The organism is Dietzia sp. oral taxon 368 (assembly GCF_002999155.1).
Classification (GTDB): domain Bacteria; phylum Actinomycetota; class Actinomycetes; order Mycobacteriales; family Mycobacteriaceae; genus Dietzia; species Dietzia cinnamea.
The window spans coordinates 942,597-955,131 of record NZ_CP027238.1 but is presented as its reverse complement, the minus strand read 5'-3'; the positions used below and the strand labels follow the sequence as shown (position 1 = coordinate 955,131).

Sequence of the window (12,535 nt, the reverse complement as noted above, 5' to 3'; positions counted from 1 at the left end):
GATACGATGGGCGGCATGTCCGAGCCCTTCTCCGCCGCCCCCGCTCCGATCGGTACCTCCCCCGCCCGTGCCAGCGGTGCCCGCTCCACCACGGTCGGCCCGTGCACGCAGCGCCGGGCCGTGCTGGCGGCCCTGCCCGGGATCATCCTGCTGCCGGGCATCGCCTCCGCGTGCGGGATGACCGAGCCGGCCCAGCCGCCGTCGACCGTGCAGCAGACCACCACGGTGGCCGCGACCACCATCCCGGCCGCCGAGATCCCCGTCGGCACGGCCAAGCAGTTCAAGGCCGGCGACTCGACGGTCATCGTGGCCCAGCCCACCGAGGGCGAGTTCGTCGCCTACTCGGCGCGCTGCACCCACCAGGGCGGTGTCGTGCAGGTGATCGAGGGCATGACGCTGCGCTGTCCGCTCCACGGCGCCGAGTACGACGCCACCGACGGCCGCAACACGCTCGCCCCCGCGCCGCGTCCACTCGACGTCGTGCCGGTCAGCGAGTCCGGCGGACAGCTCGCCCTCGGCTGACGCTGACTGGAGCCGGTCGACGCCGGCCTACGACCCCGCGGCTTGCGGTGCATCCCGGGGCGGGGCGCGGCGCGGCCCCGACGCGGGTTGCGGCGCGGCCGCGTTCAGGGGTACAACAGGAACACGTTCTCAGGGCGGGGTGAAACTCCCCACCGGCGGTGATGTCGTCGACCCCATGGTCGGCGGCGAGCCCGCGAGCGCCCCGCACGCGCGGGGGTCAGCAGACCCGGTGTGATCCCGGGGCCGACGGTCATAGTCCGGATGGAAGAGAACCTCGCGTCACCCGATGCGGACCCGGCCGGCGACGGTCGTGGCCGGGCGGGCGTCGTGGCACAAGCCCTGGGCCGTCTGTGTAGAGCCCGTGAAAGGGGCACACGATGAGCCTCCTCGTCTCCTTCCTCGACGCGCAACTGGTGATCGGCGGAGTCCCGATCCTGTGGCGCGAGATCATCGGCAACGTCTTCGGCCTGGCCGCCGCGATCGGTGGCATGCGCCGCGTGGTGTGGGCGTGGCCGGTGGGGATCGTCGGCAACCTCACCCTGCTCACCGTCTTCCTCGGCGGCGTCTTCCACACCCCGCAGGACGTCGACCTCTACGGCCAGGCCGGCCGGCAGGTGATGTTCCTCGCGGTGGGCGTGTACGGCTGGTGGCAGTGGTCGCGGACGCGGCGGGCCAACGCGACCGCTGCTGCCGCGGCGGCCGCCCACGGTGGGCCCGTCGCTGACGCGCCCGCGGTACGACCGCACTGGGCGACGGGCCGTCAGAGGGCCGGGCTCGTGGTGGGGATGCTCGTCGGCACGCTGCTGTTCGGCTGGATCTTCGCGCAGCTCGGCTCGTGGGGCCCGTGGGCGGACGCGTGGATCTTCACCGGCTCGATCCTCGCGACCTACGGCATGGCCCGCGGCTGGACGGAGTTCTGGCTGTTGTGGATCGCGGTCGACGTCGTGGGCGTTCCGCTGCTGCTCAAGGCCGGCTACTACCCGTCGGCGGCGTTGTACCTCGTGTACGCGGCGTTCGTCATCTGGGGGTTCGTGGTGTGGTGGCGCGTCGACCTGGCGGAGCGAGCGGCGGCGGCCACGGCCGTCGGGAGGACGGAGTCGCTGGCGGAGCCGCAGCGGGCGTAGTTCCGCTGCCGGGTACGCACCGCTGCGTCGATCCGCCCTCCGATTCGCGACTTGCCCTCCGATTCACGATTCGCCCTCCGGAGTACGCTCCGCGCTAGGAACTCCGCGGGCGGATCGTAATTCGAGGGGCCGATCGCAATTCGAGGGGCCGATCGTGGCCCGAGGTGCGGATCGCGAGCCCCGCGAACACCGAGCCCGACACCAGCGCTCCGGCCGTGGGTTCGGGAGTGCCCGCCCTTTCACGTCGCGCCACCTATCCGATTTCACGCCGCCTAAGGGGTCCGATAGGTGTCGCGTGATCAGATAGGTGGCGTTCGCAGGGGCAGTCACAAACCGCCGCTCACCGCCGCTGTCAGCGCGAACGGCCCCGCGGACGGCCCTCGTGGACGGCCCCGCCGCGAACGACCCCCGCGGACGCCGAACTCGCGCGCGCCGTCAGTCGGCCCAGCGCCGCGCGTGCAGCAGGACGTCGATCGCGGTGGCCTTGCCGGCCGGCCGCAGGTCGTGTCGCAGGGAGATCACCTCGAGGCCCTCGGCACCGCGGGCGAGGTCGGCGACTCCGGGCAGGAGAGTCGGGTCCTGGGGCCCGCCGACACCGCGGCGGAGGTTCTCGGCGGCGTGGCCCAGGTAGACGAGGTGCCCGCCGGGCCGCAGCCAGGTGCCGGCGTCGCGGAGCACGGCGTCGAGTTCCGGCAGGTCGAGGTGGAGGAAGCCCACCACGACGAGGTCGACCGGCTCCGCGGGTGACCAGGTCCGCGCGTCGCCGACCACCCAGTCGACGCTGCCGCTGCGCCCCTCGTCGGAGTCCTTCGCCCGGGCCTGCTCGATCGCGACCTCGGAGAAGTCCACGGCCTGCACCCGCCAGCCGTGCGCGGCGAGCCAGCGCGCGTGCCGCCCGTCACCGCACGCGAGGTCGACGGCGGTGCCCACTCCGAGGCCGGCGTCCTCCGCGGCCGTGACCTCCGCGACGATCCGGGCGGCCGGGGTGGTCCCCCAGGCATCGGGCTGCGCGAGGTAACGGGCGTTCCATGCGGAGGCGTCCACGGGCGGTGGTCCTTTCGGTCGAGTGTGGGAGAGGTCGAGTACGGGAGAGGTCGGGTGGGGCGGACAGGAGGGAGGGCGACTACGACCCGCGCACGTCGCGCATCGGCGGCCGCTCACCGGGGTCGACGCGGACGGTCTGGGCGCGGAAGCCCCCGTCGTCGGGATCGCGCCGGTGCAGGGTCAGGGTGTCGCCGGGGGCGTCGGCGCCGGTCACGCGTCCGTGTCGCCGCAGTCGGCTCAGCATCGCCAGGTGCTGGTGCATGGCCATCACGGCCAGCGCGGAGTCGGGGGAGTTGCGGTGCACCCGTCGCCCCAGGTCCACCTGGGCGAGTGCGTCGAGGCCGTACGCCTCATAGAGGTCCACGAGAATGCCGAGGTCGACGCCGTACGCGCCGGCGAAGGGGATGGACTCGAGCGCCTCGCGCGTCCCCGCGTACTCGCCGGCGAGCGGCTGGACGAATCCGCCGAGGTCGGGCCAGTGGGTGGCGATGAGGGGCCGGGCGACGAGTTCGGTGACGCGGCCGCCGCCGGCGGGCAGGACGGTGCGGCCGTCGTCGAGGGGCCGGTCGTAGGCGCCCTTGCTGAACACGACGCCGGGTTCGGTGAGCAGCGGCCCCAGCAGTCCGGTCGCGAACGCGGGGTCGAAGTCGCGCAGGTCGGAGTCGAGGAACGCGACGATGTCACCGTCGGTGGCGGCGAGCGATTTCCACAGCGCCTCGCCCTTGCCGGGCACGTCGCCCAGGGCGGGGAGGATCTCACCCTGGGCCACGACGCGGGCGCCGGCGGCGCGCGCCACCTGTGCGGTGGCGTCGGTGGAGTGGGAGTCGACGACGACGAGCTCGTCGATCAACGGCACGCCCCGCACGAGCTCGGAATGCAGGGCGGCGACGATCGCGCCGACGGTCGACTGCTCGTCGCGGGCGGGCAGCACGACCGAGATGCGGCGGCCCGCCTTGGCCGCGACGAGGTCGCCGGGGCGGAAGTCGGCCGCGCGGTAGGTTCGTCGCGCCGACCAGGCACGAACCGGGTCCGCCCGGTCGGCGAGGGTCGTCCGCGAATGCTCGGTCACGTCCGCGATCCTGCCAGAGCCGGGGACGTGGTGGTCTCGAGCGCCGGGCCCGGGTGGGAGCGGTGTGCCACGATGCACATATGGACTTCTCCCCGTCGCCGCGCGCCGCCGAGCTCACCGCCGCGGTCCGCGAGTTCATCGACGCCCACATCGCCCCGGTCGAACCGGACATCCACGCCGACATCGCCCGGCGCCGTCTGTCCGGGCGGGACCCGTGGGCGGTGGACCCCCGGGTCGGGGAGTTGCAGGCGCTCGCGCGCGAGCAGGGGCTGTGGAACCTCTTCCTGCCGGCCGGCCACGAGCGTCCCTACGCGGAGCGCTACGGCACCCGCGGCGGCACGGGCCTGACCAACACGGACTACGCCCCGGTCGCGGAGGAGATGGGCAGCTCGTTCCTGGCCCCGCTGGTGTTCAACTGCAACGCCCCGGACACGGGGAACATGGAGGTCCTGCTCAAGTACGGTTCGCAGGAGCAGAAGGACCGCTGGCTGGACCCGCTTCTGGCCGGGGAGATCCGCAGCGCGTTCCTCATGACCGAGCCCGCAGTGGCCTCCTCCGACGCCTCGAACATGGCCGCCACCGCGCGGATAGAGGGGGACGAGGTGGTGCTCGACGGTCGCAAGTGGTGGTCCACGGGCGTCGGTCATCCCGACTGCGAGGTGGGCATCTTCATGGGCGTGTCCGACCCGGACGCGCACCGCTACCTGCGGCACTCGATGGTGCTCGTGCCCATGGACGCCCCCGGCGTGACGGTGGAGCGGATGCTCACCGCGCAGGGCGTCCACGACGAGCCGCTCGGCCACGGCGAGGTGACGCTCACCGGTGTGCGGCTGCCGGTGTCGAACATCATCGCCGGCCCCGGCCGGGCCGCGGAGATCGCGCAGGGCCGCCTGGGCCCGGGCCGCATCCACCACTGCATGCGGCTCATCGGGCTGGCCGAGATGGCGCTGGATCTGGCGTGCCGCCGCGCCTCCGAGCGGGTGGCGTTCGGCAAGCCGATCGTCAACCTCGGCGGCAACCGCGAGCGCCTGGCGGGGGCCCGCATCGCGATCGACCAGGCCCGCCTGCTCGTCCAGCACGCCGCCTGGAAGCTCGACGCCGAGGGGCAGGCGGCGGTCGAGGTCAGCGCGATCAAGGCCGCGGTCCCGAAGATGGCGCAGGAGGTCATCGACATGTCGCTGCAGCTGCACGGCGGCGGCGGGATGAGCGACGACTTCCCGCTGGCCGGGGCGTACGCCACCGCGCGGTCGCTGCGACTGGCCGACGGCCCGGACGAGGTCCACCTCGCCGTCGTCGCCCGCGCCATGCTCGCCCCCTACCGTGACGCCGCCGCGGCCCGGACCACCGCCGACGCCGGGTCCGACCGGTGAGCCCGCGGGACGGTATGCCCGACGACGACGCCGCCCTGCGCCGCCGCGTCCCCGGCACCGGCGCGGTGCGCGCCGAGGACGCCTTCGACGTGGAGGCCGTCGCCGCGTGGTTGCGGTCGATCACCCCCGACGACCCGGACGTGCTCGCCGGCGTGGACCTGGGCGACGACGACGAGCCGGTCCTCCCGGAGGTCCGCCAGTACACCGGTGGCGCGTCGAACCTCACCTACCTGCTGCGCTACCCCGGCGCGGACCTGGTCCTGCGGCGACCGCCGGCGGGGACCAAGGCCCGGGGCGCGCACGACATGAGGCGCGAGTACCGCGTCCAGTCGGCGCTGCGGCCGGTCTACCCGCTGGTCACGCGCATGGTCGGGTTCTGCGACGACCACTCGGTCATCGGCTCGGACTTCTACGTCATGGAACGCATGGCGGGCACCATCCTGCGCAAGAACCTGCCCCGCGACCTGCGCCTCGACCGGGTCACGACCCGGCGCCTGAGCGAGTCGGCCGTGGACGCGCTGGTGGACCTGCACGCGGTGGACGTCGCCGCCGCCGGACTGGAGGACCTCGACCGCGGCGAGGGATACGTGCGCCGCCAGGTTGAGGGCTGGTCCGCCCGCTACCGCCGCGCCCGCACCCCGGACGTCCCGGACTTCGCGCCGGTCATGAAGTGGCTGCACGCGAACCAGCCCGAGGACGTCGGCCACTGCCTCGTCCACAACGACTTCCGGTTCGACAATCTCGTCCTGGACCCCGACGACGTCACCCGGGTGATCGGGGTCCTGGACTGGGAGATGGCCACCGTGGGCGACCCGCTCATGGACCTGGGCGGCGCGCTGGCGTACTGGGTCCAGGATGACGACGGCCCGCTGTTCAAGGCCTTCCGTCGCCAGCCCACGAACGCGCCGGGGATGCTCACCCGGCGGCAGGTCGTCGAGCGCTACGCGCGCCGCGCCGGCCTGGACATCACCGACGAGCAGTGGCGCTTCTACGAGGTGTTCGGCCTGTTCCGGCTCGCGGTGATCGCCCAGCAGATCAACCACCGCTACTACCACGGGCAGACCACCAACCCGGCCTTCCGCGCGTTCCGCCCCGGGGTGGCGTTCCTCGAGCAGCGCTGCCTGCGCCTCATCCGCACCGGCGACGGACGCCTGTCACCCACGCGGATCTCACCGAAGGATGTGATCCCGGAGTTGCTCGGCGTGCCCCGGGTGGCGCTGCCGCTTCTCGCCGGCGGCGTCCACGACGCCCGCGGCAGGGTCACCGGCGTCCTCGGCGGACTCCCCGTCATCGGCGGTCTGGTCCGCGGCGCGGGGGGTGAGCGCTGATGGGCGCCATCCACCTCGTCCGCCACGGGCAGGCGTCGTTCGGCAGCGGCGACTACGACCGGCTGTCCGAGACCGGGCACCTGCAGGCGCGCCTGGCCGGCGAGGACATGGCCGCCCGCGGCCTGCGGCCCGACGTGGTCGTGCACGGCGGCATGCGGCGCCAGCGCGAGACCGCGGAGGGCCTGCTCGAGGGCCTGCGCGCACACGGCGCCGTCGACTGCCCCGTCGAGGTCGACGAGCGGTGGGCGGAGTACGACGCCGACGCCGTCCTGGAGGCCGCGCGCGTGGCCGGCCTGTCCGCCGAGCACGGGACCCTCGACTCGGCGGGCTCCTCCGACGAGGCCAAGCAGGCCTTCCAGCGGGAGCTCGACGCGGCGTTGGGTCACTGGTCGGGGCTCGAGGCGTTCGCCCGGTACCGCGCCGACGCCGAGGCCGCCCTCGCCGACGCCGCCGCCCGCTCCGGCAGCGGAAGGACGACCCTCGTCGTGTCGTCGGCCGGAACCATCTCACTGGCCGTGGCGACCCTGCTGGCCGACCCGGAGGGCGTCGTCGGGTTGTGGACCCGACTGCAGCGTGTGACGGTGAACACCGGCACGGCCCGTGTCGTGGTGGGTCGGGGCGGAATGACCTGCATCGCGGTCAACGAGCACCAGCACCTCGAACGGGCGGCCGGACCGGATGACCCGCGTCGCCTGATCACCCTCCGGTGAGCGCGCAGCGGGACACGACCTCAGGAGAGACGCCCGATGCCCACGTTCCGACGCGGTCACACGACGATCGCTTACACCGACACCGGCGCGCCCGCCGGTCGTGAGGACGCCCCCGTGGTGTTGTTCGCCCACGGTCTGCTGTTCTCCGGCTGGATGTTCCACCCCCAGATCGCCCGCCTGCGGGACCGCTACCGCTGCGTGACGATCGACTTCCGCGGGCAGGGCAACTCGCCGCGCGCCCTCGGCGGGTATGACATGGACACCCTCACGGTGGACGTCGCCGAGCTGCTGCGGCACCTGCAGATCCCGGTGGTCAACTTCGTGGGGCTGTCCATGGGCGGCTTCGTGGGCATCCGGTTGGCCGCCCGCAATCCCGAGACCGTGCACACCCTCACCCTCATGGACACCGCCGCCACCGCCGAGGAACCGGCCAACCGCCGCAAGTACCGGACCCTGTCGGCGGTGTACCGCGTCGCCGGCATCCGCCCCGTCCGGTCGCGGGTAGCGCCGATCATGCTCGCCGACGCCAACCTCGACGCGCCCTGGGTCGACGAGTGGATGGCGATGCTCGAGCGCACCGACCGGGCCGGACTCGTCAAGGCGATCGAGTCGGTCGCCGATCGGGACCCGTGCGAGGACGAGGCGATCCGGATCATCGCGCCCACGCTGGTCGTGGTGGGCGCCGAGGACGCGGCCACGCCGCCGGAGAAGTCCCGCCGGCTGGTCGAGCTGATCGCGGACTCGCGGTACCGCGAGATACCCGGGGCCGGGCATTCGCCCACCCTGGAACGCCCCGACGAGGTCACCGCCATCCTCGAGGCGTTCCTCTCCGAATACGGCGTGTGAAGACAGGGGAATCGATGCGAGCGGGGCGCTCTGCCGCGGAGATGTCAGGGTCGGCGGGAGGGTGGGTGGGCGTCGTCACCGGTCGGGTCTCCGCCTGGGTGACGCTGGTGGCGGTTCTGCTGGTGAGCGGGGCGGTGTTCGCGTTCGCCTCGTCGGAGAGCTCGTCCGAGGCGCCGCGGACCCTGCCCGACGACTCCGAGGCCGCGCTCGTCTCCGAGATCCAGCGGGAGTTCCCCGACTCCGGCTCGGTGCCCGCGGTCCTCGTGGTGACCCGCGAGGACGGCGCGGAGCTCGGCCCGCAGGGCATCGCCGCCGCGGTCGGCGCCGGTGAGCGCATGTCCGAGGTCGTGGGGACCCCGCCGCAGGGTCCGATCCCGTCGGACGACGGGGCCGCCGCTCTGGTGCTCGTGCCCGTCGACGCGTCGCTCATCTCCGGCGGCGAGGGGCGTGAGCTCGTCGCGGAGATGCGCTCCGTCGTCGTCGCGGGGCTCGACGACGGTCTGAGCGCGCAGCTCACCGGCGGCCCCGCGTTCGCCGCGGACACGGCCGCCGCGTTCGAGGGCGCCGACTTCCGGCTCCTGGCCGCCACCGCTCTGGTCGTCGCGGTGCTGCTCATCATCACCTACCGCTCGCCGGTCCTGTGGCTGGTTCCGCTGCTCATCATCGGCGTCGCCGACCGGGTCGCGGCTCTGCTCGTCTCGTCGGTCGGCGAGGCCGCGGGCGTCACCGTCGACGCCTCGACCTCCGGCATCGTCTCCGTCCTCGTCTTCGGCGCGGGCACCAATTACGCCCTGCTGCTGGTCTCCCGCTACCGCGAGGAACTGCGCAGGACCCGGGACCGCCGCACCGCACTCCGCGACGCCTACCGCGGCGCGGTCCCGGCCGTCCTCGCCAGCAACATCACGGTCGTCCTCGCCCTGCTCACCCTGCTGCTGGCGACCCTGCCCAACTACCGCTCGCTCGGCCTGTCCGCGGCGGTCGGCCTTCTCGTCGCGCTGGTCTACGCGCTCGTCGCGCTGCCCGCCGCCCTCGCGGTGTGCGGCCGCGGCCTGTTCTGGCCGTTCATCCCGCGCCCGGGCCGGCACCACGGTCGCCACGAGGCGGGTTCGGAGCCCGCCACGCCCGAGGGCTTCGACGAGGAGGTGCCCCCCGGGGTCTGGGGCCGCATCGCCGCACGCGTCGTGAAGCGCCCGGTCACGGTGCTGGTGTCCTGCGTTCTGCTGCTGGCGGTCCTCGCGCTGGGCCTGGTCGGCACCCGCGTCGGCCTGAGCCAGACCGAGCAGTTCCGCACCGCGTCCGAGTCCGCCGCCGGTCTGGAGACCGCGGCCGAGCACTTCCCGGCCGGTGTCACCGACCCGGTCACCGTCCTCACCCGCACCGGGACCGAGGCCGGGGTCGCGGAGGCCGCCCGGGGCGTCGAGGGCGTCGTCTCCGCCCGACCCGCCGGGGAATCGGGAACCGGGTGGAGCCGCGTCACCGTCGTGCTCGACGCCGCCCCCGCCACCGACCGGTCCGAGGACAGCGTGGTCGCCCTGCGCGAGGCGGTCGACACGGTGTCGGGCTCGGACGCACTCGTCGGCGGGTCGGTGGCCGAGGCCGTCGACACCTCCGAGGGCAACATTCGCGACCTGACCCTCATCGCGCCGCTCATCCTGCTCGTGGTGTTCCTGGTCCTCATCCTGGTCCTGCGGTCGTTCGTCGCGCCGCTGCTGGTCCTCACCGCGACCGCGCTGTCGTCCGTCGCCGCGCTCGGGCTCGGCACGTTCGTCACCACCCAGATCCTGGGCTTCCCGGGCCTCGACGTCGCGGTGCCGCTGTACAGCTTCCTGTTCCTCGTGGCCCTCGGCGTGGACTACTCGATCTTCCTCACCATCCGGGCCCGCGAGGAGGCCGGCACCCACGCCACCCGCGAGGCGATGGTCCGCGCCGTCGCCCTCACCGGCGGGGTCATCACCTCGGCCGGCATCGTGCTCGCCTCGGTGTTCGTGGTGCTCGGCGTCCTGCCGCTCATCGTGCTCACCCAGGTCGGCGTGATCGTCGCCCTCGGCGTGCTGCTCGACACCTTCATCGTCCGCACCCTGGTCGTCCCGGCGCTGTTCACCCTCGTCGGGGACAAGGTCTGGTGGCCGGGCGATCCGCGCGGCGGGCACCGCCGCGTCGCCGGCGCCGACCACACCGCCGACGGCACCGGAACCACCGGCCCCGACCCGGCCGGCCCCGACTCCGACACCCCCCGCCACACAGAGGAGATCCGCGCATGAGCACCACCGCCCGCACCCACGCCCCCGCCGCCGGCGCCCACGCCCCGGCCGACCGCACCCGGCGCCCCGCCTCCCGCCGCGTCTCCCGCCCCTCCTCCCGCCTCCGTGGGCTCGTGACCGCGCTGGCCGTGGCCCCGCTGCTCGCGGCGGGCCTCGGCGCCGCCCCGGCGGCGGGCGCGCAGGACCTCACCGACGGCGGCCGCCTCGGCGGCGGGTCCTCGCAGCTGCTGCCCGACGGCGTGGCCCTCGGATCCCTCGGCGGCCCCGAGCTCTCGCAGGTCGAGTCGGTCGACCTCGAGCGCTACGCGGGGGAGTGGTTCCAGGTCGCCGCGATCCCGCAGCCGTACACCCTGCAGTGCACCAACGACACCCGCGCCGAGTACGCGGTCACCGCGCCCGGCACGGTCTCGGTCCGCAACAGCTGCGGCTCGGCGATCAGCTCGGACTCGGTGATCGAGGGCGAGGCGAAGGTCCGCGACACGGACACGAACGCCTCCCTGCGGGTGAACTTCCCGATGGTCCCGTTCCAGGACGAGGCCGGACCCGTCAACTACCGGATCACCTACCTCGCCGACGACTACTCGCTGGCGATCGTCGGCGATCCCACCCGCTCGTCGGGCTTCGTCCTCAGCCGCGAGCCCGCGCTCGACGCCGGGCAGTGGGCCACGGTGCGCGACGTCATCGAGGACCGCGGCTGGTGGTCCTGCGCGTTCCTCACCGTCCCGATGGCCGGTGGGCGGGGCGACGCCTCCCCGCTGTGCCTCCTGCCCTGACGCAGACGACCCACATCGACACGGATGAGTGACCGATGAGCATCGACCTGACCTGCACGGTCGCCGCGACGCCCGGGGAGGCGTGGCGCTACTTCGCCTCCCCGGGTGCGTTCCGCCGACTGTCCCCGCCGTTCATGCCGCTGCGTCCGGTCCGGGAGGCGGCGTCCCTGCGGGACGGCCTCGCGGTGCTCGAGCCGCGCACGGCCCTGCCCGGCCCGCTGGGCAGGCGCTTCGGTCCCCGGTGGCACGCCCGGCACGATCCCGCCGGCTACGTGGAGGGGGAGCGCTTCGTCGACCGCTGCGTGTCGCAGCCCTACGCCGCCGCGACCGGCTGGGTCCACACGCACACCGTCACCGCCGCTCCGGACGGTGAAGCGCTCCTCGGCGACCGGGTCGAGGCCCGCGTCCCCGGCGGGGCCCTCGCCCCCGTGTTCGCCTACCGGTACCGGCAGATGGCCGCCGACCTGGCCGCGATCGACCGCCACCGCGGCGCGCCGGTGACGGTCGCCGTGACCGGTGCCTCCGGACTGGTGGGCACGGCCCTGACGGCCCTGCTCGGCGTGGCCGGCCACCGCGTCATCCGCCTGGTGCGCGGACCGGTCGGCGAGAACGACGGCGACAACGACGACGACAACGACGACGAGGGCGGCGTCGCCCGGGACGGACGCGGTGGCGGGTCGGAGCGGAGCTGGGATCCGGAGGCCCCCGCCCCGGATCTGCTCGACGGCGTGGACGTGCTGGTCCACCTGGCGGGCGCACCCATCGCGGGCCGGTTCACCGATCGTCACGTCGCACGGGTCTGCGACAGCCGCGTCGGCCCCACGCGTCGCCTCGCCGAGCTCGTCGCCGCCCGCAACGGGGCCACCGCCATGGTCTGTGCCTCGGCCATCGGCTACTACGGCCCCGACCGCGGTGACGAGCAGCTGACCGAGGACTCCGCGCCGGGGACCGGGCCGGTCGCCGACATCGTGGTCGACTGGGAACGCGACTGCGACCCCGCCCGCGAGGCCGGTGCCCGGGTCGTCTCCGTCCGCACCGGCATCGCCCTGTCCGGGGCCGGCGGGATGCTGCCTCCGCTGGCGGCCCTGACGCGCGCGGGGCTCGGTGGCCGTATCGGCTCCGGCCGACAGTGGATGTCGTGGATCTCGTTGGACGACCTCACCGACATCTACCTGCGCGCGATCGTCGACCCCACGATGTCGGGGGCGGTCAACGGCACGGCCCCCGAGCCGGTGACGAACGCCGAGTTCACCCGCGTCCTGGGTTCGGTCCTGCGCCGCCCCACTCTCGTCCCCGTCCCGGGGTGGGCGCCGGCCGTCCTGCTCGGTGAGCGCGGGGCCGACGAACTGGCCCTGGCCGATCAGCGGATCCTGCCGCGGACGCTCACGGACGCCGGTCACCACTTCCGGCATCGCACGCTGCGCGCGGCGTTCGCGCACGAACTGGGCGCGGAGGAGGTCCCGGCCGCGCTGTAGCGAGGTGCCGACC

11 protein-coding genes and 1 riboswitch are annotated in these 12,535 nt (G+C 74.0%); of the genes, 9 read left to right on the top strand and 2 right to left on the bottom strand.

Going from position 1 to position 12,535, the window contains the following annotated elements:
- The first annotated feature begins 15 nt into the window (after positions 1 to 15).
- Both C3V38_RS04535 and C3V38_RS04530 read left to right on the top strand, forming a co-directional pair.
- On the top strand, positions 16 to 522 hold the full coding sequence (locus tag C3V38_RS04535) for a Rieske (2Fe-2S) protein (protein ID WP_232303032.1): 507 nt from the start codon (positions 16 to 18) through the stop codon (positions 520 to 522).
- 121 nt (positions 523 to 643) lie between these two features.
- Positions 644 to 799: riboswitch (FMN riboswitch) on the top strand.
- Positions 800 to 899: 100 nt separating this feature from the next.
- Positions 900 to 1,646 (top strand): nicotinamide riboside transporter PnuC, encoded by a 747-nt coding sequence (locus tag C3V38_RS04530; protein WP_061228541.1) that lies wholly within the window; start codon positions 900 to 902, stop codon positions 1,644 to 1,646.
- A gap of 435 nt (positions 1,647 to 2,081) precedes the next feature.
- Here C3V38_RS04530 and C3V38_RS04525 read toward each other — a convergent pair whose 3' ends face one another.
- A complete protein-coding gene (locus tag C3V38_RS04525) occupies positions 2,082 to 2,690 on the bottom strand; it encodes a trans-aconitate 2-methyltransferase (protein WP_061228540.1) in 609 nt (202 codons plus the stop codon).
- 79 nt (positions 2,691 to 2,769) lie between these two features.
- Positions 2,770 to 3,759: a glucosyl-3-phosphoglycerate synthase gene (locus C3V38_RS04520; protein ID WP_061228539.1), complete on the bottom strand. Its 990-nt coding sequence runs from the start codon at positions 3,757 to 3,759 to the stop codon at positions 2,770 to 2,772.
- Between the two features lie 80 nt (positions 3,760 to 3,839).
- Here C3V38_RS04520 and C3V38_RS04515 point away from each other — a divergent pair, with 80 nt between their 5' ends.
- The 7 genes from C3V38_RS04515 to C3V38_RS04485 are packed head-to-tail and all read left to right on the top strand — an operon-like array spanning position 3,840 to position 12,522.
- Entirely contained in the window at positions 3,840 to 5,129 is a 1,290-nt protein-coding gene (locus tag C3V38_RS04515; protein WP_061228538.1) for an acyl-CoA dehydrogenase family protein, read from the top strand.
- Entirely contained in the window at positions 5,126 to 6,457 is a 1,332-nt protein-coding gene (locus tag C3V38_RS04510; RefSeq protein ID WP_371412139.1) for a phosphotransferase family protein, read from the top strand. The genes C3V38_RS04515 and C3V38_RS04510 overlap by 4 nt, the downstream gene beginning before the upstream one ends.
- Positions 6,457 to 7,167: a histidine phosphatase family protein gene (locus C3V38_RS04505; RefSeq protein WP_061228536.1), complete on the top strand. Its 711-nt coding sequence runs from the start codon at positions 6,457 to 6,459 to the stop codon at positions 7,165 to 7,167. Before C3V38_RS04510 ends, C3V38_RS04505 begins: the two co-directional genes overlap by 1 nt.
- Before the next feature lie 36 nt (positions 7,168 to 7,203).
- Positions 7,204 to 8,013: an alpha/beta fold hydrolase gene (locus C3V38_RS04500; RefSeq protein WP_070722930.1), complete on the top strand. Its 810-nt coding sequence runs from the start codon at positions 7,204 to 7,206 to the stop codon at positions 8,011 to 8,013.
- A 41-nt stretch (positions 8,014 to 8,054) separates the two neighbouring features.
- A complete protein-coding gene (locus C3V38_RS04495; protein WP_106385175.1) occupies positions 8,055 to 10,274 on the top strand; it encodes an MMPL family transporter in 2,220 nt (739 codons plus the stop codon).
- Positions 10,271 to 11,047: a lipocalin family protein gene (locus C3V38_RS04490; RefSeq protein WP_082767679.1), complete on the top strand. Its 777-nt coding sequence runs from the start codon at positions 10,271 to 10,273 to the stop codon at positions 11,045 to 11,047. Before C3V38_RS04495 ends, C3V38_RS04490 begins: the two co-directional genes overlap by 4 nt.
- Before the next feature lie 35 nt (positions 11,048 to 11,082).
- Positions 11,083 to 12,522, top strand: coding sequence for a TIGR01777 family oxidoreductase (locus C3V38_RS04485; RefSeq protein ID WP_061228534.1), 1,440 nt, complete (start codon positions 11,083 to 11,085; stop codon positions 12,520 to 12,522).
- Positions 12,523 to 12,535: the final 13 nt, after the last annotated feature.

Bases quoted from the DNA above. Each gene is read 5' to 3' on its own strand.
- C3V38_RS04535 (WP_232303032.1), top strand. From the start codon at position 16: ATGTCCGAGCCCTTCTCCGCCGCCCCCGCTCCGATCGGTACCTCCCCC.
- C3V38_RS04530 (WP_061228541.1), top strand. From the start codon at position 900: ATGAGCCTCCTCGTCTCCTTCCTCGACGCGCAACTGGTGATCGGCGGA.
- C3V38_RS04515 (WP_061228538.1), top strand. From the start codon at position 3,840: ATGGACTTCTCCCCGTCGCCGCGCGCCGCCGAGCTCACCGCCGCGGTC.
- C3V38_RS04505 (WP_061228536.1), top strand. From the start codon at position 6,457: ATGGGCGCCATCCACCTCGTCCGCCACGGGCAGGCGTCGTTCGGCAGC.
- C3V38_RS04500 (WP_070722930.1), top strand. From the start codon at position 7,204: ATGCCCACGTTCCGACGCGGTCACACGACGATCGCTTACACCGACACC.
- C3V38_RS04495 (WP_106385175.1), top strand. From the start codon at position 8,055: ATGTCAGGGTCGGCGGGAGGGTGGGTGGGCGTCGTCACCGGTCGGGTC.
- C3V38_RS04490 (WP_082767679.1), top strand. From the start codon at position 10,271: ATGAGCACCACCGCCCGCACCCACGCCCCCGCCGCCGGCGCCCACGCC.
- C3V38_RS04485 (WP_061228534.1), top strand. From the start codon at position 11,083: ATGAGCATCGACCTGACCTGCACGGTCGCCGCGACGCCCGGGGAGGCG.